Origin of the sequence: Streptomyces sp. NPDC046866, assembly GCF_040704625.1 — a bacterium.
GTDB lineage: Bacteria > Actinomycetota > Actinomycetes > Streptomycetales > Streptomycetaceae > Streptomyces.
Genome location: NZ_JBEYXN010000003.1, coordinates 227,717 through 246,794, shown reverse-complemented (window position 1 = coordinate 246,794; position 19,078 = coordinate 227,717). Strand labels below are relative to the sequence as shown.

The 19,078-nt window shown below is 72.2% G+C and carries 21 protein-coding genes and 4 tRNA genes; 7 read left to right on the top strand and 18 right to left on the bottom strand.

Annotated features, from left to right (window positions below):
- Positions 1-175: 175 nt before the first annotated feature.
- The 8 genes from rplL to AB0953_RS07085 form a co-directional block, all read right to left on the bottom strand.
- Complete coding sequence (gene rplL / locus AB0953_RS07120) at positions 176-559, bottom strand: 50S ribosomal protein L7/L12 (RefSeq protein ID WP_114053721.1); 384 nt, start codon at positions 557-559, stop codon at positions 176-178.
- Between the two features lie 111 nt (positions 560-670).
- Entirely contained in the window at positions 671-1,201 is a 531-nt protein-coding gene (gene rplJ / locus AB0953_RS07115; RefSeq protein ID WP_366858397.1) for a 50S ribosomal protein L10, read from the bottom strand.
- A gap of 401 nt (positions 1,202-1,602) precedes the next feature.
- Positions 1,603-2,493, bottom strand: a complete 891-nt coding sequence (locus tag AB0953_RS07110; RefSeq protein ID WP_366858396.1) for a hypothetical protein — start codon at positions 2,491-2,493, stop codon at positions 1,603-1,605.
- Between the two features lie 173 nt (positions 2,494-2,666).
- The gene (rplA, locus tag AB0953_RS07105; RefSeq protein WP_366858395.1) at positions 2,667-3,395 is read right to left on the bottom strand and encodes a 50S ribosomal protein L1; all 729 of its coding nucleotides are present in this window, start codon (positions 3,393-3,395) and stop codon (positions 2,667-2,669) included.
- 86 nt (positions 3,396-3,481) lie between these two features.
- Positions 3,482-3,916 carry a 50S ribosomal protein L11 gene (gene rplK / locus AB0953_RS07100; protein ID WP_366858394.1) on the bottom strand — a complete coding sequence of 145 codons (435 nt, stop codon included), beginning with the start codon at positions 3,914-3,916 and terminating at the stop codon, positions 3,482-3,484.
- Positions 3,917-4,082: 166 nt separating this feature from the next.
- Positions 4,083-4,967, bottom strand: a complete 885-nt coding sequence (nusG, locus tag AB0953_RS07095) for a transcription termination/antitermination protein NusG (protein WP_366858393.1) — start codon at positions 4,965-4,967, stop codon at positions 4,083-4,085.
- Between the two features lie 84 nt (positions 4,968-5,051).
- On the bottom strand, positions 5,052-5,333 hold the full coding sequence (gene secE / locus AB0953_RS07090; RefSeq protein ID WP_366858608.1) for a preprotein translocase subunit SecE: 282 nt from the start codon (positions 5,331-5,333) through the stop codon (positions 5,052-5,054).
- 105 nt (positions 5,334-5,438) lie between these two features.
- Positions 5,439-5,511 (bottom strand) — tRNA-Trp (locus AB0953_RS07085).
- A gap of 191 nt (positions 5,512-5,702) precedes the next feature.
- Between AB0953_RS07085 and AB0953_RS07080 the strand changes: the two genes are divergently transcribed.
- Together AB0953_RS07080 and AB0953_RS07075 are read left to right on the top strand one after the other, a co-directional pair.
- Positions 5,703-6,929 carry a pyridoxal phosphate-dependent aminotransferase gene (locus AB0953_RS07080; protein ID WP_366858392.1) on the top strand — a complete coding sequence of 409 codons (1,227 nt, stop codon included), beginning with the start codon at positions 5,703-5,705 and terminating at the stop codon, positions 6,927-6,929.
- Positions 6,930-7,318: 389 nt separating this feature from the next.
- Positions 7,319-8,338, top strand: a complete 1,020-nt coding sequence (locus AB0953_RS07075) for an adenosine deaminase (RefSeq protein WP_366858391.1) — start codon at positions 7,319-7,321, stop codon at positions 8,336-8,338.
- Between the two features lie 15 nt (positions 8,339-8,353).
- Here the strand turns inward: AB0953_RS07075 and AB0953_RS07070 are convergent, their stop codons facing one another.
- From AB0953_RS07070 to AB0953_RS07040, 7 genes are all read right to left on the bottom strand, one after another.
- Complete coding sequence (locus AB0953_RS07070; RefSeq protein ID WP_366858390.1) at positions 8,354-8,770, bottom strand: hypothetical protein; 417 nt, start codon at positions 8,768-8,770, stop codon at positions 8,354-8,356.
- A gap of 15 nt (positions 8,771-8,785) precedes the next feature.
- On the bottom strand, positions 8,786-9,943 hold the full coding sequence (locus tag AB0953_RS07065) for a UDP-N-acetylmuramate dehydrogenase (protein WP_366858607.1): 1,158 nt from the start codon (positions 9,941-9,943) through the stop codon (positions 8,786-8,788).
- Entirely contained in the window at positions 9,940-10,368 is a 429-nt protein-coding gene (locus tag AB0953_RS07060) for a MaoC family dehydratase (RefSeq protein ID WP_366858389.1), read from the bottom strand. The genes AB0953_RS07065 and AB0953_RS07060 overlap by 4 nt, the downstream gene beginning before the upstream one ends.
- Before the next feature lies 1 nt (position 10,369).
- Positions 10,370-10,822 carry a MaoC family dehydratase N-terminal domain-containing protein gene (locus AB0953_RS07055; protein ID WP_366858388.1) on the bottom strand — a complete coding sequence of 151 codons (453 nt, stop codon included), beginning with the start codon at positions 10,820-10,822 and terminating at the stop codon, positions 10,370-10,372.
- A 162-nt stretch (positions 10,823-10,984) separates the two neighbouring features.
- Positions 10,985-11,149 carry a 50S ribosomal protein L33 gene (rpmG, locus tag AB0953_RS07050; RefSeq protein WP_007265873.1) on the bottom strand — a complete coding sequence of 55 codons (165 nt, stop codon included), beginning with the start codon at positions 11,147-11,149 and terminating at the stop codon, positions 10,985-10,987.
- A gap of 89 nt (positions 11,150-11,238) precedes the next feature.
- Positions 11,239-11,311 (bottom strand) — tRNA-Met (locus AB0953_RS07045).
- 49 nt (positions 11,312-11,360) lie between these two features.
- A tRNA-Thr gene (locus AB0953_RS07040) sits at positions 11,361-11,433 on the bottom strand.
- Positions 11,434-11,730: 297 nt separating this feature from the next.
- On the opposite strand from AB0953_RS07040, the gene AB0953_RS07035 reads away from it, so the two are divergent.
- Both AB0953_RS07035 and AB0953_RS07030 read left to right on the top strand, forming a co-directional pair.
- The gene (locus AB0953_RS07035) at positions 11,731-13,041 is read left to right on the top strand and encodes an amidohydrolase family protein (protein WP_366858387.1); all 1,311 of its coding nucleotides are present in this window, start codon (positions 11,731-11,733) and stop codon (positions 13,039-13,041) included.
- A gap of 53 nt (positions 13,042-13,094) precedes the next feature.
- Complete coding sequence (locus AB0953_RS07030) at positions 13,095-13,751, top strand: SDR family oxidoreductase (RefSeq protein ID WP_366858386.1); 657 nt, start codon at positions 13,095-13,097, stop codon at positions 13,749-13,751.
- Positions 13,752-13,923: 172 nt separating this feature from the next.
- Here AB0953_RS07030 and AB0953_RS07025 read toward each other — a convergent pair.
- Positions 13,924-14,005 (bottom strand) — tRNA-Tyr (locus tag AB0953_RS07025).
- Between the two features lie 201 nt (positions 14,006-14,206).
- Here AB0953_RS07025 and AB0953_RS07020 point away from each other — a divergent pair.
- Positions 14,207-14,695, top strand: coding sequence for a YajQ family cyclic di-GMP-binding protein (locus AB0953_RS07020; protein ID WP_366858385.1), 489 nt, complete (start codon positions 14,207-14,209; stop codon positions 14,693-14,695).
- Here the strand turns inward: AB0953_RS07020 and AB0953_RS07015 are convergent.
- Complete coding sequence (locus tag AB0953_RS07015) at positions 14,686-14,844, bottom strand: hypothetical protein (protein WP_366858384.1); 159 nt, start codon at positions 14,842-14,844, stop codon at positions 14,686-14,688. The genes AB0953_RS07020 and AB0953_RS07015 overlap by 10 nt on opposite strands.
- A 217-nt stretch (positions 14,845-15,061) precedes the next feature.
- Between AB0953_RS07015 and AB0953_RS07010 the strand changes: the two genes are divergently transcribed.
- Positions 15,062-16,504, top strand: coding sequence for a SulP family inorganic anion transporter (locus AB0953_RS07010; protein WP_366858383.1), 1,443 nt, complete (start codon positions 15,062-15,064; stop codon positions 16,502-16,504).
- A gap of 83 nt (positions 16,505-16,587) precedes the next feature.
- Positions 16,588-17,850, top strand: coding sequence for an APC family permease (locus AB0953_RS07005; protein WP_366858382.1), 1,263 nt, complete (start codon positions 16,588-16,590; stop codon positions 17,848-17,850).
- A 286-nt stretch (positions 17,851-18,136) separates the two neighbouring features.
- On the opposite strand, the gene AB0953_RS07000 is transcribed toward AB0953_RS07005, so the two are convergent.
- Complete coding sequence (locus AB0953_RS07000) at positions 18,137-19,075, bottom strand: glycosyltransferase family 2 protein (protein ID WP_366858606.1); 939 nt, start codon at positions 19,073-19,075, stop codon at positions 18,137-18,139.
- Positions 19,076-19,078: the final 3 nt, after the last annotated feature.

The window sequence follows — 19,078 nt, the reverse complement described above, 5'->3', positions numbered from 1 at the left end:
TCGTCAAGGCCCCCTGCTCCGAGCGGATCATCTCGGGACCCTGGCGCGGAGCAACGATGATCACCCTACTCCCCAACGAGACCAGGGCAAGTCAGGCACTGCCGGATACGCCGAAGGGCGACCACCCTTTCGAGTGATCGCCCTTCGCAGAGGCCGTCAGACGGCCTCAGAGGTGTTACTTGACCTCGACGGAGGCACCGGCGCCCTTGAGGGCCTCGGCGGCCTTGTCAGCGGCCTCCTTGTTGACCTTCTCGAGGACCGGCTTCGGGGTGCCGTCGACGAGGTCCTTGGCCTCCTTCAGACCCAGGGAGGTCAGCTCGCGCACGACCTTGATGACCTGGATCTTCTTGTCGCCGGCGCCGGTGAGGATGACGTCGAACTCGTCCTTCTCCTCGACGGCCTCGGCGGCCGGGGCACCCGGGACACCGGCGGCAACGGCGACCGGAGCGGCGGCGGTGACGTCGAACTTCTCCTCGAAGGCCTTCACGAACTCGGCGAGCTCGATGAGGGTCATCTCCTCGAACTGAGCGAGCAGGTCGTCCTGAGACAGCTTCGCCATGATGGGCGATCCTTCCATTAATTCGGCTGGTGCCGAGATGTATCGAAAGGCGGGCGTAACGGCCCGCTACGACCCGCGCACTAGGCGGCGCGGATCAATGCGCGAGCCGAATTACTCGGCACCGCCCTGCTCGTCGAGCTTGGCACGAAGCGCCTCCGCGGTGCGGACGAACTTCGAGGGGAGCGCCTGGAAGAGCGCGGCAGTCTGGGACTGCTTGCCCTTCATGGCACCCGCCAGCTTGGCGAGCAGAACCTCGCGGGACTCGAGGTCCGCAAGCTTCTTGATCTCGTCGGCGGACAGCGCCTTGCCGTCAAGGACACCGCCCTTGATGACGAGCTTCGGGTTGTCCTTGGCGAAGTCACGCAGAGCCTTCGCCGACTCCACCGGGTCACCGGTGACGAAGGCGACCGCGGTCGAACCAGCAAGGTGCTCGTCCAGCGCGGTGATCCCGGCCGAGTTGGCCGCAATCTTGGTCAGCGTGTTCTTCACCACGGCGTACTGGGCGTTCTCACCGAGCGAACGACGCAGCGTCTTGAGCTGCGCAACGGTGAGCCCCGTGTACTCGGTCAGCACAGCGGCGTTCGAGCTGCGGAACATGTCCTCCAGCTCGGCTACCGCGGCAGCCTTGTCGGGCCTTGCCATAGAGCGTCGGCCTCCTTCCGGGTGATGAGGACCGCGCAGAAGGGACTGACATACAAAACGCCCCGGCGCAGGCGCCAGGGCGTAGCTCGACCGGATGAAATCCGGGAGCGCTTCCACAGTCACCTGCGCGGGCCGTCCGCAGTAAGCGGATCCTTCGGTCGCCACACCCTCACGGGCACAGCAACGACCAGCGGTCTTTGGCTTCTGTGGAAGATTAGACGACCGGTCGCCTGTCAGGCAAATCGGTCAGCGCCCGAGGCTCTCCCCGGCTGTCTTGGCGTCGTCGGCCCCGCGTTCCGGCGCCGCCGCGGGCCGTCAGGGCCCCGCGAGGAGCAGTGCGCCGGCCGCGGGGGCGGTGCCGGTCCGGTTCCCGGACGTCTCGGTGCCCTGGGCGCCGTACGTCAGGCGGAGCCCTCCCCCGTGTTCTTCATCATCTCCGCGAGGTCCACGACCTGGTCGGCGGGCGGTGCGGCCACGTCGACCGGCTTGTTGAAGTCGAGCATCTTGATCGTCACGTCCATCGCCCCCTTCGCGCCCTTGCCCTGGGTGCGGACCTGCTTGGTGTGGTGCGTGTCGTCGATCCACATGTCGACGACCATGCTGGTGATGCCCTGCGCCTCGAGGGGCTTGAGGGACCGCTCGCGGCGCTCCTTGGTCGCGGGGTCGCCGCTCGCGGCCGAGGCCCGCATCTGCTCCAGGGTCACCGTGCCGCTGAGGTGCTGGGTCTTCTGCCCGTCGAGGGTCTCCTCGCCCACCACCTTGAGGTCCTTGGACTGCAGCAGGTCGTTCGCCCGGTCCGCCGGGTTCTCGGCGCTCTGCGGGGCCTTGCCGAGCGAGTTCATCCCGTCGGCCGCCTTCGGGTCCAGGGCCTTGAGGTCGAACTTGAGCCACTTGCCCTCGGCGCCCATGTACATGGCCCCGTCGACCATCCGGATCTCGACCTGCCGGCCGGGCTCGCTCGGCGAGGTCATCTTCATGCTCATGGCCGTCTGCGGCTTGAAGGCCGCGGAGACGTCGCCGGTGAAGCTGCCCTCGGGGGTGCTGCCGGACATCGTGTAGTGGACGGACCCGATCTCCTCGGACGCCTTGCGGGCGCCCTCCAGCAGCGCGGCCGGGGCCGCCTGTGCGGCCCCGCCCCGGTCCGCGGGCGCGGAGGCGGAGGCGGACGGCGCACCCGCGGCCGCCGCCTTCCCGGAGTCGTCCTTCTTGCCGTTCTGGCACGCCGTGGCCCCACCCACGAGCAGTACGGCGGTCAGCGCGGCGCCGACGGTCTTCTTGTGGTGCGCAAGCATGGAGTCCCCACCCCTTGAGTGATCGATGACGCGATGACCCTACTAGGCGGTAGTCACGCAGAACACCTGTTTTCGACCGCTCCGAACCCGAACCGGGGGAAACGCGGACGGGCCCCCCGCCTCCCGGTGAGGGGAGGCGGGGGGCCCGCAGTACCGCTCGGTGAGCCTCAGGCTCAGACCGCGGCCGGGTCTTCCTCGACGAGGAGGTTCCGGGTGCGGTTCGGGTCCAGCTGGATGCCGGGGCCCATGGTGGTGGTCAGGGCGGCCTTCTTCAGGTAGCGGCCCTTCGCGGCGGACGGCTTCAGACGGAGGATCTCCTCCAGGGCCGCGCCGTAGTTCTCGACGAGCTGCTCATCGGAGAAGGAGACCTTGCCGATGATGAAGTGCAGGTTCGAGTGCTTGTCGACGCGGAACTCGATCTTGCCGCCCTTGATGTCCGTGACGGCCTTGGCCACGTCCATGGTGACGGTGCCCGTCTTCGGGTTCGGCATCAGGCCACGGGGACCGAGCACGCGGCCGAGGCGGCCGACCTTGCCCATGAGGTCCGGGGTGGCGACAACCGCGTCGAACTCGTTCAGGCGGTTGCCCTTGGCGATCTCGTTGATCAGCTCGTCGTCGCCGACGATGTCGGCGCCGGCGGCTTCCGCGGCCGCAGCACGGTCACCGGTCGCGAAGACCAGGACCCGGGCGGTCTTACCGGTGCCGTGCGGGAGGTTCACGGTGCCGCGGACCATCTGGTCGGCCTTGCGCGGGTCGACACCCAGGCGGAAGGCGACCTCGACGGTGGCGTCGAACTTGGTCGTGGAGGTCTCCTTGGCGAGACGGACGGCCTCGAGCGGGGCGTACTGCTTCTCCCGGTCGACCTTGGCGTCCGCAGCGCGGAGGTTCTTGCTGCGCTTCACTTCTGCTCCTGTGTTTCGTGTTCAGGCGTGGAGTCGTGGTGCGGGCCAGCGCTTGGCCCTACCACTGGTGTTGCAAGGGGGCTGGTTCAGCCTTCGACGGTGACGCCCATCGAGCGCGCGGTGCCGGAGATGATCTTCACGGCGGCGTCGATGTCGTTGGCGTTCAGGTCGGGCATCTTCAGCTCGGCGATCTCGCGGACCTGGGCAGCCGTCAGCTTGGCGACCTTGTCCTTGTGCGGCGTGCCAGAGCCCTTCTCCACGCCCGCGTGCTTCAGGATGAGGCGCGCGGCCGGCGGGGTCTTGGTGATGAAGGTGAAGGAACGGTCCTCGTAGACCGTGATCTCCACGGGCACGACCATGCCACGCTGCGACTCGGTCGCGGCGTTGTAGGCCTTGCAGAACTCCATGATGTTGACGCCGTGCTGACCGAGCGCGGGGCCGACCGGCGGGGCCGGGTTCGCCGCACCGGCGTTGATCTGGAGCTTGATAAGCCCCGTGACCTTCTTCTTCTTGGGAGGCATTGCTCTCTCCGGGTCCTAGTGAGAGTTTTTCGCCGCCGATCCGGTTCATCCGGATGGAGGCATACCGCACCACGATAACGGGTATCGGCGCGGGGCTTGAAACCGAGCAGGTCAGACGGCCCTTCGGGGGGCGGTCTGACCTGTCCGGAAGCTGCGGTTCAGAAGATCAGTTCTTCTGGATCTGGTCGAAGCTCAGCTCGACCGGGGTCTCGCGGCCGAAGATCTCGACGAGGCCCTTGACCTTCTTCGAGTCCGGGTTGATCTCGTTGATGGTCGCCTGCAGCGTCGCGAACGGGCCGTCGGTGACGGTGACCGAGTCGCCGACCTCGAAGTCCAGGACCTCGATGGTGCGCTTGACGGCGGGCGCCGGGAGGCCGGCCTCCTCGGCGGCCTGCTTGGCGGCCTTCTCCTGCGCCTCCGGGGCGAGCATCTTGACGATCTCGTCCAGGGTCAGCGGGTACGGGTCGTAGGCGTTGCCGACGAAGCCGGTGACGCCCGGGGTGTTGCGGACGACGCCCCAGGACTCGTTCGTCAGGTCCATGCGGACGAGCACGTAGCCGGGCAGCTTGTTCTGCCGGACGTTCTTGCGCTCGCCGTTCTTGATCTGGACGATCTCTTCCTCGGGCACCTCGGCCTGGTAGATGAACTCCTCGACGTTCAGCGAGACGGCACGCTGCTCCAGGTTGGCCTTCACGCGCTTCTCGTAGCCCGCGTAGGTGTGGATGACGTACCACTCGCCGGGCAGCAGGCGCAGCTCGTCACGCAGGGCCTGGATCGGGTCGACCGGCTCGGCCTCCTCCTCGGCGGCGGCCTCCTCGGCCTCCTCCTCGGCGGCGGGGACGGTCTCGTCCTCGTCGGCCTCGACGGCCTCATCGGCCTCGTCGGCCTCGTCCTCGACGTGCAGCGCGGTCTCCTCGGCGGCGACACCGGCCTCGGCGTCGGCGAGCTCCGCCTCGTCGGGGTCCACAGCGTCTGCCGCCTCGACGATGTCGAGCTCGTCCTCGACGGACTCGACGGAGTCGTGGCTCGCGTTCAGGTTCGGGTCAGACACGGTGGCTGCTTCTTCCTGGATACAAAAGGTGGTGGAACATGCGAAAAGGGGCGGCACCCATCAAGGCGCCGCCCTCCGCGAGGATCAGCCGAAGACGAACTTGATGGCTTCCTGGAACCCATAGTCAATCACGGTCACCAGACCGATCATGATGACGACGAAGACAATCACCACGGTGGTGTACGTCGTGAGCTGGTTGCGGGTCGGCCAGACGACCTTGCGGAGCTCCGCGATGACCTGGCGGTAGAACAGCGCGAGCCGGCCCAGAGGACCCTTCTTCCCGCGCTTGCCGCCCTTGCGGGTCTTCTTCTCGCGGGCGTCGTCCTCGGCGTCAGGCATGTCGATGGAGCCCAGGGCGTCCGTCACGTCTCTCACCTGAATCCGGGTCGTGGCCGTGACCGCGCCCGGTTGCGCCGCACGGCGTTGCATCGAAGTACGTACCTGCGCACACATCCGAGAAGGAGTGTGGAGCAGGGCCGGAGGGACTCGAACCCCCAACCGCTGGTTTTGGAGACCAGTGCTCTACCAATTGAGCTACGACCCTTTGCGTCCCCCAACCTACCGCATCCACGTGAGTGCACGGAGTGCTCACGCTCTGGAGTGGTCGGCGAGGTCCAACGAGAGGTGAGTGTACGTGTTCCGGGCCCTGACGTCGAACAGAGCGCAGATGCGGGTGGTCCGTCCGATGTCTGAAACGGTGTGCGGGGGCTTCGAGGCGTCTGGGACGATGGCCGTATGACCTCTGCAACGCCTTCCTCCGAGCGCCGCGTGTCCGCCCGCATCGGCGCCATCTCCGAGTCCGCCACCCTCGCCGTCGATGCCAAGGCCAAGGCCCTCAAGGCCGCAGGGCGCCCGGTCATCGGCTTCGGTGCGGGCGAGCCCGACTTCCCGACGCCGGACTACATCGTCGAGGCCGCCGTCGAGGCCTGCCGCGACCCGAAGTTCCACCGCTACACGCCGGCCGGCGGCCTGCCCGAGCTGAAGAAGGCCATCGCCGAGAAGACCCTGCGCGACTCCGGCTACGAGGTCGAGGCGTCGCAGGTCCTGGTCACCAACGGCGGCAAGCAGGCGATCTACAACGCCTTCGCCGCGATCCTGGACCCGGGTGACGAGGTCATCGTCCCGGCCCCGTACTGGACCACCTACCCCGAGTCGATCCGCCTCGCCGGCGGCGTCCCGGTCGAGGTCGTCGCCGACGAGACCACCGGCTACCGGGTCTCCGTCGAGCAGCTGGAGGCCGCGCGCACCGAGCGCACCAAGGTCGTCCTGTTCGTCTCCCCCTCGAACCCGACCGGCGCGGTCTACAGCGAGGAGGACGCGAAGGCGATCGGCGAGTGGGCCGCCGAGCACGGCCTGTGGGTCCTGACCGACGAGATCTACGAGCACCTGGTGTACGGGGACGCGAAGTTCACCTCGCTGCCCGTGCTGGTGCCGGCGCTGCGCGACAAGTGCATCATCGTCAACGGCGTCGCCAAGACGTACGCCATGACGGGCTGGCGCGTGGGCTGGGTCATCGGGCCGCAGGACGTCATCAAGGCCGCGACCAACCTGCAGTCGCACGCCACGTCCAACGTGTCGAACGTGGCCCAGGTGGCCGCCATCGCGGCGGTGTCCGGCAACCTCGACGCGGTGGCGGAGATGCGCAAGGCCTTCGACCGCCGCCGCCAGACGATGGTCAAGATGCTGAACGACATCGAGGGCGTCGTCTGCCCGACGCCGGAGGGCGCGTTCTACGCGTACCCCTCGGTGAAGGCCCTGCTCGGCAAGGAGATCCGCGGCAAGCGGCCGCAGAGCTCGGCGGAGCTGGCCTCCCTGATCCTGGACGAGGCCGAGGTCGCGGTCGTCCCGGGCGAGGCCTTCGGCACCCCCGGCTACCTGCGGCTCTCGTACGCCCTGGGCGACGAGGACCTGGTGGAGGGCGTGTCCCGCATCCAGAAGCTCCTGGCCGAGGCCAAGGCCTGACCACTCCGGTCAGCGGCGCCGTCCCCCGGGTGGGGGCCGGCGCCGCTGCCGTTTCCGCTGCCGCTGCCGGGTGCCGCTGCGCGGAGCCTCTCCCCTCCCCGCCCCTTCCCGACCGGGGGCTCCGCCCCCGGACCCCCGCGCCTCGTACGCCGGCGGGGCTGGATTGTGCCGCTGCGCGGCACATCCAGCCCGCGCGGCGTTTGAGCGCACCGGGCGCGAAGCGCACGGAACGGGGCCCGGGGCGGAGCCCCGGTTTCGGGAAGGGGCGGGGAGGGGAATCGCTCCGCGCAGCGGGAAACGGCAGCGGCGGGACCGGTCGGCAGGCCCCGATCGGGCCCCGATCGGGAATAAGGGTCCCGCCGGAGCCGGTCGTGCGGCAGGATCACCCAATGGAGCACGCACGCGATCTCACGCTTCTGCCGAAGGCCCACCTGCACCTGCACTTCACCGGGTCCATGCGCCCGTCGACCCTCCTCGACCTCGCCGACAAGTACGGCGTCCGGCTGCCCGACGCCCTCACCGCAGGCGAGCCGCCCAAACTCCGCGCCACCGACGAACGCGGCTGGTTCCGCTTCCAGCGGCTGTACGACGCCGCCCGCTCGTGCCTGCGCGAGCCCGACGACATCCACCGCCTGGTCCGCGAGGCGGCCGAGGAGGACGTCCGGGACGGCAGCGGCTGGCTGGAGATCCAGGTGGACCCCACCTCGTACGCCCCGCTGCTCGGCGGCATGATCCCGGCGGTCGAGATCATCCTGGACGCGGTCGAGGAGGCCTCGCGCCACACCGGCCTCGGCATCCGGGTGCTGATCGCCGCCAACCGCATGAAGCACCCCCTCGACGCCCGCACCCTCGCCCGCCTGGCCGTCCGCTACGCCGACCGCGGCATCGTCGGCTTCGGGCTCTCCAACGACGAGCGCCGCGGCATGGCCCGCGACTTCGACCGCGCCTTCGCCATCGCCCGCGAGGGCGGCCTCCTCGCGGCCCCGCACGGCGGTGAGCTCACCGGCCCGGCCTCGGTGCGGGACTGCCTGGACGACCTGCACGCCGCCCGCATCGGGCACGGGGTGCGGGCCGCCGAGGACCCCGCGCTGCTGCGGCGCCTCGCCGAGGCGAAGGTCACCTGCGAGGTCTGCCCGGCCTCCAACGTGGCGCTCGGCGTGTACGAGCGGCCCGAGGACGTGCCGCTGCGGACGCTGTTCGAGGCGGGGGTGCCGATGGCGCTGGGCGCGGACGACCCGCTGCTGTTCGGCTCGCGCCTGGCGGCCCAGTACGAGATCGCCCGCCGCCACCACGGGTTCACGGACGCCGAGCTCGCCGAGCTGGCCCGCCAGTCGGTCCGCGGCTCGGCCGCGCCCCCGGACGTCCAGGACAAGCTGCTGACCGGCATCGACCACTGGCTCACCACCTGACCGCATGGGCACCGGTCAGCGGGTCAGCCGCAGGTCGCCCTCCCAGCAGTCGGCCCGCACGCGGTCGCCCTCGCCGAAGCCGATCTCCAGCTGGGTGCGCCCGGTGCCGGGTGCCGCGAACTCGGCCACCCGGGCGACGGTCTCGCCGAGGTGGCGCAGGAAGGGGTGGTCGCCGAGGTCCTCGCCGACCTCGATGCGGCCCCACTCCCCCATGTCGTACGGCTCGTGCGGCGCGGCGCACTCGACGATGAGGCAGCCGTCGGACCCGGTGCTGATCCGGGTCGAGTCGCCCTCGCTGTCGATCAGCCAGACGTCGAGCGGCACCTCGGAGCGCTCGCCCTCGTAGACGTGCCAGGACGCGACGATGCGGTTGATGGCGCGTCCCACCAGGCGGGTGGGGTCGGTACCGGCCCCGTGCAGTGGACAGAGCATGGCGGCCGGGACTCCTCAGAGGCTGACGCCGACCGTCACCGGCTCGTTGACCAGGGTGACGCCGAAGGCGGCGTGGACGCCCGCGACGACCTCGCGGGCGAGGGCGAGGAGGTCCTCGGTGGTGGCCTCGCCGCGGTTGGTCAGGGCGAGGGTGTGCTTGGTGGAGATCCGGGCGGGGCCGGTGCCGTAGCCCTTGGTGAAGCCGGCCTTGTCGATCAGCCAGGCGGCGCTGGTCTTCGTACGGCCCTCGCCGGCCGCGTAGGCGGGCGGGGTGACGTGCGCGCCGAGCCGGTCCTGGACGCGGGCGAGGAAGGCGGCGTACGCCTCGTCGGTCAGGATCGGGTTGTGGAAGAACGAGCCGGCGGACCAGGTGTCGTGGTCGGCGGGGTCGAGGACCATGCCCTTGCCGGCGCGCAGGCGCAGCACGGTCTCGCGGGCGGTGGCCGCCGGGACCCGGTCGCCGGCCTCGACGCCGAGGGCGCGGGCGGTCTCGGGGTACTTGATCGGCGCGGAGAGCCCGCCGGCGTCCTCCAGGGCGAAGCGGACCCGCAGGACGACGTACCGCTCGGGCTGGTCCTTGAAGAGGCTGTGGCGGTAGCGGAAGGCGCACTCGGCGGCGGTCAGGGTGACCGTCTCGCGGCGGGTGCGGTCGTACGCGACGACCTCGGTGATGGTGTCGCAGACCTCCTGGCCGTACGCCCCGACGTTCTGGATCGGGGTGGCGCCGGCGGAGCCGGGGATCCCGGCGAGGCATTCGATGCCGGCGAGGCCGGCCTCGACGGTGCGGGCGACGGCGTCGGACCAGTTCTCGCCGGCGGCGAGCTCCAGGGTGGTGCCGTCGAGGTGGAAGCCGGTGGTGGCGATGCGCAGGGCGGTGCCGTCGAAGCCGCGGTCGCCGATGACCAGGTTGCTGCCGCCGCCGATGACGAGGAGCGGGGTGCCGCTGTCGTCGGCCGCGCGGACGACGTCGACCACCTCGGCGTCGGTGGTCGCGGTCACCAGGCGGGTGGCGGGACCGCCGAGGCGGAAGGTGGTCAGGGGGGCGAGGGGGGCGTCGTGGAGTTCCTGCACGTGGACAAGAGTACGGTCCGTGCCCCTCGCATCCCTGCGGGGCCACGGACCGGACGTGCGCTGCGGGCCGCGGGCTGTGGCGCTGCGGCCGCTGCGGCTCAGGCGAGCGTGACGACCGCGCGGGAGCGGCCGAGGACCTTCTGGCCGCCGGCCGTGGCGACGAGGTCGACGCGGACCTGGTGGTCGTCCAGCTTGGCGGCGACCTTGGCGGTGACCTCGATCACGGCGCCCTTGTCGTCGTTCGGCACGACGACCGGGTTGGTGAAGCGCACGCCGTAGTCGACGAGCGCGCCCGGGTCGCCGACCCAGTCGGTGACGACGCGGATCGCCTGGGCCATGGTGAACATGCCGTGGGCGATGACGTCGGGCAGTCCGACCTCCTTGGCGAACTTCTCGTTCCAGTGGATCGGGTTGAAGTCGCCGGAGGCGCCCGCGTACTGCACGAGCGTGGCGCGGGTCACGGGGAAGGACGCGGCGGGGAGCTCGGTGCCGACCTCGACGTCGTCGTACTTGATCTGCGCGGTCATCTCAGGCCTCCTCGGGGGCGCGGGAGACGAGCTTCGTCCACGCCGTCACCACGTGCTCGCCGGTCTCGTCGTGGACCTCGCCGCGGATGTCGATGATGTCGTTGCCGGCCATGGTCTTCACGGCCTCGATGGTGGAGGTCACCGAGAGGCGGTCACCGGCCCGGACGGGGCGGGTGTACGCGAAGCGCTGGTCACCGTGGACGACCCGGCTGTAGTCCAGGCCGAGCTGCGGGTCGGCGACGACCTGGCCGGCGGCGGCGAAGGTGATCGCGAAGACGAAGGTCGGCGGGGCGATCACGTCCGGGTGGCCGGCGGCCTTGGCGGCCTCGGCGTCGGTGTAGACGGGATGGGCGTCTCCCACGGCGACCGCGAATTCGCGGATCTTCTCGCGGCCGACCTCGTACGGGTCGGTGGGCGGGTAGCTCCGCCCGACGAAGGACTGGTCGAGCGCCATGGCTCCCTACCTCCTGGTTGAACGGGATGAACGAACTGAACGAACTGAACCGGCTGAACGAGACGCGCGGGATGAGCGCCGAGCGCGACGGAAACGACACGAGGCCGCCCCCTTGAAGGGGACGACCTCATGACGGTGCCTGTATTCGAGACTTCGCCGGTGTCAGCGGGTCTCGCGGTGCGCGGTGTGCGAGTTGCAGCGCGGGCAGTGCTTCTTCATCTCCATGCGGTCCGGGTTGTTACGCCGGTTCTTCTTGGTGATGTAGTTCCGCTCCTTGCACTCCACGCAGGCCAGCGTGATCTTCGGGCGGACGTCGGTGGCAGCCACGTGAGTGCTCCTTGACGGACTAATGGACGGATCGAACGCATAAAAGAGTAGCCGATCGGGAGACCGACCCCGCAATCGGCTACTGTGGGTAGCGGCGACCGGACTTGAACCGGTGACACAGCGATTATGAGCCGCTTGCTCTACCGACTGAGCTACGCCGCTTTGATGATGATCGGCTCCCCACCCGAGGGTGGGGGGCCTCTCTCACCAGAGCCCCAATGCGGAATCGAACCGCAGACCTTCTCCTTACCATGGAGACGCTCTACCGACTGAGCTATTGGGGCGAGCGAGGAAGACATTACACGGTTGCGCGCCGATCGCCCAAATCCATTGCCGGGGCCGCTCCGCCAGGCCCTTCGGGCCCCGCCCGAGGGGCCCTCCGCACCGTCCTGCGGGCCTGCTCCCGCCGGCCGGGGCACGTACGGACCACGCGGCCGCAGCGGCACCACACCGGTACGACTATTGCGCCCCTCCCGGGAGCGGCGCCCCCCGCGCCCTAGGCTCGGAGCACGCTGCGTGATCTTGGGCCGCGGGCCGCGGCCACCCGGCCCAGGACCGCCCGAGCCCCCCGCAGGAGCGCGATGTCCGACAGCCACCCCCAGCAGCCGTCCCCCTTCCCGCCGGGCGGCCGCGGCGAGGGAGGCGGCCAGGGCCCGCTGCGCCCAGGCGGCCACGGACACGCACCCGCCGCCGAATCCGCCGCCCTGCTGCTGGCCGGGGCCCGCCTCACGGACGGCCGCACGGTCGACGTCCGGCTCGGCGGCGGCCGGATCCAGGCCGTCGGCACCTCGGGCAGCCTGCCTCCGGGCGCGCCGACCCGGGTGGACCTCAGCGGCTACCTGCTGCTCCCGGCGCCCGCCGAGCCGCACGCGCACGGGGACACCGCCCTGACCGCGGACGGCGAGGGGCCCGTCGGGTACGCGCCGGACGAGGTGCAGCGCCGGGCCACCGAGGCGGCCCTCCTCCAGCTCGGGCACGGTGCGACCGCCGTCCGCAGCCACGTCCGGATCGGCGACGTGCACGGGCTCGGCCCGATGGCGGCCGTGCTCCAGGCCCGCCGCTCGCTGCGCGGGCTGACCGACCTGACCACGGTGGCGGTGCCCCGGCTGCTGACCGGGGTGGCGGGCGCGGACGGGCTCGCGATGCTGCGGGACGCGGTCCGGATGGGCGCGGCGGTCATCGGCGGCTGCCCCGACCTGGACCCCGACCCCACCGGTTTCGTGGAGGCCGTCCTGGACCTCGCCGCCGAGCACGGCTGCCCCGTGGACCTGCACACCGACGGCGACGACCCGGGCCGCCTGGCCCGGCTCGCTGCGATGGCCGGCGGGCTGCGGCCGGGCGTGACGATCGGCCCCTGCGGCGGGCTGTCGCGGCTCCCGCTGGACGCGGCGCACCGGGCCGCGGACCAGCTGGCCGCGGCCGGCGTACGGGTGACCTGCCTGCCCCAGGGCGACTGCACGGCCCTGGAGCGGCGCGGCCTGCGCACCGCGCCCGTGCGGCTGCTGCGGGCCGCCGGGGTCCGCGTCGCGGCCGGCAGCGGGGCCCTGCGCGACGCCGGAAACCCCGTCGGCCGGGGCGACCCGCTGGAGGCGGCCTTCCTGCTGGCCTCGCAGGGCGGGCTGCGGGCGGCGGAGGCCTACGCGGCGGTCAGCGACGCCGCCCGGGAGGCCATGGGCCTGCCGGAGGTCCGGGTGGAGGCCGGGTTCCCGGCGGAGCTGCTCGCGGTGCGCGGGGAGCGGATCGCGGGGGTGCTGTCGCTGGCGTACAGCCGGATCGTGATCCACCGCGGGCGCGTGGTGGCCCGTACGAGCGCCGTACGGGAGTACTGCGACTCGGCGGTCGCGGTGGCGCTGGACCTGCCCCGGCAGGGCCGTATGGAGCCAGGTCCCTGAGGGCTCGCGGCCGTGCGCGGGCGGGAGCGCCCGGCTCGTCGTACGGTCGGCTCATGCGCATCGTCATCGCGGGTGGACACGGTCGGATCGCGCTGCGGCTGGAGCGTTTGCTCGCCGCGCGCGGGTACGAGGTCGCGGGCATCATCCGCAACCGGGAGCAGGGAGACGACCTGCGGGAGGCGGGCGCCGAACCGGTGCTGTGCGACCTGGAGTCGGCCTCGGTCGAGCACGTCGCGGGGATCCTCCAGGGCGCGGACGCCGCGGTGTTCGCCGCCGGGGCGGGCCCGGGCAGCGGCATCGCCCGCAAGGACACGGTGGACCGGGGCGCGGCGGTGCTGTTCGCCGACGCGGCCGAACGGGCCCGTGTCCGACGGTTCCTGATCGTGTCTTCGATGGGCGCGGACGCGCAGCGCGAGGGCGACGAGGTGTTCGACGCGTACCTGCGGGCCAAGGGCGAGGCCGACGACCACGTCCGGACCCGGCTGGGCCTGGAGTGGACGGTCCTGCGCCCGGGCTCGCTGCTGGACGAGCCCGGCTCGGGCCTGGTGCGCCTGGAGGCCGAGACGGGCGGCGGGGCGGTCCCGCGCGACGACGTGGCCGCGGTGCTGGCCGAGCTGATCGAGACCCCGGCGACGGCCGGCCTGACCCTGGAGCTGGTCTCCGGCTCGACACCGGTCCCGGTGGCGGTGAAGGCGGTGGCGGGCAACTGAACGCACCGCCCGGAGATCGCCGGCGCCCTCGCCGCCGACCTCGCCGCCGGCTGCGACGCACATCCCCCGACCGGCCGCCGCCGAACCGGTGCCCCCGCCGGCGCCCGCCCCCGCAGCCGACGAAAACGGCCCCTGCTCCGCGTTTCCGCAGATCAGGGGCCGTTCTTTCCAGTGGCGGCGCCAGGATTCGAACCTGGGTAGGCTAAGCCGACGGATTTACAGTCCGCTCCCATTGGCCACTCGGGCACACCGCCATGGGATGTCGCCTTCGAGGCCGCTTTTCGGCGGTGCTCCCTGGCAACGACGTAAACAATACCCGATGCTCGGGGGTGCTCCGCCACCGGATTGATCAGCGCCGTCGGCTGGTGCGGTGGCTAGGCTTTGCGGAGCGGGCCGGGTGGAGCCGGCCGCGCCCCACCGGGGCACCGACAGCCGACTTCAAGGAGCCACAGCACATGGCCGACTCCAGTTTCGACATCGTCTCGAAGGTCGAGCGGCAGGAGGTCGACAACGCCCTCAACCAGGCCGCCAAGGAACTCTCGCAGCGGTACGACTTCAAGGGCACCGGGGCCTCGATCTCCTGGTCCGGCGAGAAGATCCTCATGGAGGCCAACTCCGAGGACCGGGTCAAGGCCGTCCTCGACGTCTTCGAGACCAAGCTGGTCAAGCGCGGCATCTCGCTGAAGGCGCTCGACGCCGGCGAGCCGCAGCTGTCCGGCAAGGAGTACAAGATCTTCGCGTCGATCCAGGAGGGCATCTCCCAGGAGAACGCCAAGAAGGTCGCCAAGATGATCCGCGACGAGGGCCCCAAGGGCGTCAAGGCCCAGGTCCAGGGCGACGAGCTGCGCGTCAGCTCCAAGAGCCGCGACGACCTCCAGGCCGTCCAGGCCCTGCTGAAGGGCAAGGACCTGGACTTCGCGATCCAGTTCGTGAACTACCGCTGACCGGCGTGGACATCGCCGGGCGGGTCCGCCTCGCCCGGGGGCTGCACGGCGGAACGCGTGGTGCGGGGTGGCGCTTCGAGGCCGCCACGGTGCACGCTGCGGGCGAGGGTGTGCGCCATCTCGTCGGCGGTGTACGGGAGTTCGTTCACTAAGTTCGTTCACTCTGCGTAGGCGAGAGCAGTGATTCGCCGCCCCGGTGGTCCTTGCGGCCGTCGGGGCGGCGTGGTTTTCGGGGGGCGTGGGGTTCGTGTGCCCGGCGTGTGCGGCGCGCGCGCCGGACGGGCCTCCTGTGGGTACTTGGGCTGCCCTGCGCGCGCCCGCCACGCTGGGAGGATCCGTTACTCCGCGTGGCAGGGGGGTTCTCGCATGATCGGGGCCGACACGTTCCGCGAGGACTTCGGTGCGTCCGTCGTCGTCGCGCTGGTCGCGCTGCCGCTCTGCGTGGGCGTGGCCGTGGCCTCCGGTGTACCGGCCGAGCTCGGCATCGTCACCGGGGTCGTCGGCGGGCTCGTCACCGGCTGGTTCCGCGGCAGCGCGCTGCAGGTCAGCGGGCCGGCCGCCGGGCTGACCGTCCTCGTGTACGAGGCGGTGCAGGCCCACGGCGTGTCCGGGCTAGGGGTGCTGGTGCTGGTCGCCGGGCTGCTCCAGGTGGGCATGGGCGCGCTGCGGCTCGGCCGGTGGTTCCGGGCGATCTCCGTCGCCGTCGTGCACGGCATGCTGGCCGGCATCGGGCTCGTGCTGATCGTCTCGCAGCTGTACGCCGTCGGCGGCGTGGAGGCGCCGGGCGGGACGCTGGCGAAGCTGGGCGCACTGCCGACGCTGGTGGCACGGGCCGACTGGACCGCGGTGGCGCTCGGCGCCGGCACCATCGTGCTGATGGCCGGCTGGCGGCGGATGCCGGCCCGGCTGCGGCTCGTGCCGGGGGCGCTGGTCGGGGTGGCGGCGGCGACCGCGGTGTGCGGGGTGCTGCGGCTGCCGGTCGAGCGGGTGCGGGTGACGGGGGTCCTGGACGCCGTCCGGCCGCCCGCCTGGGGCGAGTTCGGGGTGCTGGCCTCGGTCGGGGCGTGCGGGACCGCGCTCGCGCTCGCGCTGATCGCCTCCGCCGAGACGCTGTTCAGCGCCGCCGCGGTGGACCGGATGCACGAGGGGCCGAAGACCCGGTACGACCGCGAGCTCGTGGCCCAGGGCATCGGCAACGCCGTGTGCGGGCTGCTCGGGGCGCTGCCGATGACGGCCGTGATCGTACGCAGCGCCGCCAACGTGGAGGCCGGGGCGCGGACCCGGGCCTCGCGGATCCTGCACGGCGGCTGGCTGCTGCTGTTCGCCGTGGCCGTACCCGGGCTGCTGGAGGCGGTGCCGCTGGCCGCGCTCGCCGGGGTGCTGCTGCACGCGGGCTGGAAGCTGCTGCCCGCCAAGGCGGTGGCCGCGCTGTGGCGCACCCACCGCGGGGAGGCGGTGGTGCTGGTGGCGACGGCCGGGGCGATCGTGGCGACCAACCTCTTCGAGGGCGTGCTGGTCGGGCTGGGGCTCGCCGTGGCCAAGGCGGCCTGGGAGACCTCGCACGTACACATCGAGGAGGTGTGGGAGGGCGACGAGCTGCGGGTGCAGGTGCTGGGCAGCGCCAGCTTCCTGCGGCTGCCGAAGCTGCTGGACGCGCTGGAGGCGCTGCCGCCGGGGCAGCCCGTACGACTGGACCTGACCGGGACGGGCCACCTCGACCACGCGTGCCTGACCGCCCTGCACGGGTGGGAGCGGGGCCGGGCCCCGCTGCCCGGGGCCCGGCTGCCGGGCCGGGAGGGCATCACCTAGGCGGGCGGGGGCCGGCTGCCCGCGGCCGGCTGCCCGTTGCCCCGCGCGGCCGCCCGTCACCCGGGGCGGCTACCCTCCGCGGCGTGAGCCATGACGTGAGCGGTGAGCTGAAGCGGACGCTGGGGGTCTTCGACGCGGTCGTCGTCGGGCTGGGGGCGATGGTCGGGGCCGGGATCTTCGCCGCGCTCGCACCGGCGGCCCGCGCGGCGGGCCCGGCCGGGGCCGCGCTGCTGGCGGCCCTGGCGCTGGCGGCCTGCGTCGCGTACTGCAACGCGCACTCGTCGGCCCGGCTGGCGGCCCGCTACCCCGCCTCGGGCGGGACCTACGTGTACGGGCGGGAGCGGCTCGGGCCCTTCTGGGGGTACCTGGCCGGCTGGGGCTTCGTCATCGGCAAGACCGCCTCCTGCGCGGCGATGGCGCTGACCGTCGGGGCGTACGTCTGGCCGGAGCAGCAGCATGCGGTGGCCGTCGCGGCCGTGGTGGCGCTGACCGCCGCGAACTACGGGGGCGTGCAGAAGTCCGCCCGGATCGCCCGGGTGATCGTGGCCGTGGTGCTGGCCGTGCTGGCCGGGGTCGTGGCGGCCTGCCTGACGTCCGGCGCGGCCGACGCCGGGCGCCTGGGAGGGCCCTGGGGCGGGGGCAGCGGTGCGGGGCTGCTGCAGGCGGCCGGGCTGCTGTTCTTCGCGTTCGCCGGGTACGCCCGGATCACCACCCTGGGCGAGGAGGTGCGCGACCCGCAGCGCACGATCCCGCGGGCGGTGCCGCTCGCCCTGGGCATCGCGCTGCTGGTGTACGCGGCGGTGGCGGTGGCCGCGCTGTCGGTGCTGGGCGCGCAGGGGCTGGCCGGGTCGGCGGCACCGCTGGCCGACGCGGTGCGGGCGGCCGGGGCGGCGGGGCTGGCGCCCGTGGTGCGGGGCGGGGCGGCGCTGGCGGCGCTGGGATCGCTGCTGGCGCTCGTGCTGGGGGTGTCCCGGACCGCCCTGGCGATGGCCCGGGACGGGCACCTGCCGAGGGCTTTGGCCGCGGTGCATCCGCGGCACCGGGTGCCGCACCGTGCGGAGCTGGCGGTGGGGGCGGTGGTGGCGGTGCTCGCGGCGACCGGGGACCTCCGGGGGGCGATCGGCTTCTCGTCCTTCGGCGTGCTGGCGTACTACGCCGTCGCCAACGCCTCCGCCTGGACGCTGGACACCGCCGTGCGGGGACGGCTCGTCGCCGCGCTCGGCCTGGCCGGCTGCGCCGCCCTGGCGCTCTCGCTCCCGGCCGCCTCGGTCGGCGCCGGTGCCGCCGTACTGGCCGTGGGCGCCCTGTCCTATGCCGCCCGCACCCGCCGCCGCGCGACCGGCTGACCGCCGCCCCCGCTGTTCCGCTGCGCGGAGCGTTTCCCCTCCCCGCCCCTTCCCGAAACCGGGCTCCGGCCGGACCCGTCAAAGATTCGGGGCTCCGCCCCGGACCCCGCGCCTCGAACGCCGGCGGGGCTGGATCTTCCAGCCCGCGGCGTTTGAGCAACCGGGCGCGAAGCGCCCGGAACCGGGTCCGGGCGGAGCCCGGTTTCGGGAAGGGGCGGGGAGGGGACGGGCGCCGCGCAGCGGAACAGCCTCAGCGGCAGCCCCAGCGGCGGGCAGGCCGGAAGGGTCAGGGCTGCTCGGGAGACGGCGGCGGCTTCGGGCCGGCGGGGTCGGCCGAGTCGTAGCCGACGAAGTACGTCGGGCGGCGCTGGACCGCGGTGTAGATGCGGCCGATGTACTCGCCGAGCAGGCCCACGCAGATCAACTGGACGCCACCGAGGAACAGCATGGCGACGAAGAGCGAGGTCCAGCCCGGGACGGTGTGGCCGGCCGCGAAGACGACCAGCGTCACCCCGATCATCACCAGACAGGCGAGGAAGCTGACCACCCCCAGCCACGTCGCCAGCCGCAGCGGGGCGGCCGAGAAGTTGGTGATGCCGTCCACCGCCAGGCGGATCATCTTGCTCAGCGGATATTTCGTCTCGCCGGCCACCCGCTCGGCGCGCCGGTACGTGATCTGGCCGCTCGGGAAGCCGAGCCACGGGACGAGGAGCCGGTACACCTGCTGCTGGTCCGGGAGGGATTTCAGGGCCTCCACGGCCTCCCGGCTGAGCAGGCGGAAGTCGCCGGCCTGCGCGGGCACCTGCTTGCCGACCAGGCGGCGCATCAGCCAGTAGTAGGCGCCTGCCGTGCGGCGTTTGAAGCCGGTGTCGGTGCTGCGGTCGGAGCGGACCCCGTAGACGATGTCCAAGTGCTCCGTGCGGGCCAGGTCCAGCATGTCCGGGATCTTCTCCGGCGGGTCCTGGAGGTCGGCGTCGAGGCTGGCCACGTACGCCCCGACGGAGCGGTGCAGTCCGGCGCGCAGGGCGGCCTGGTGGCCGGAGTTCCCGCGGAGCCGGACGATCCGCAGCTCGGGCCAGTCCGTGCGGAACTTCTCCAGGAGCTCCGCGGTCCGGTCGGTGCTGCCGTCGTCGACGGCCACCACCTCGTACGGCACCCCCGTGCCGTCGAGGACCGGCCGGAGCCGGTCCACCAGGGCGGGGAGGGCCTCCTCCTCGTTGTACATCGG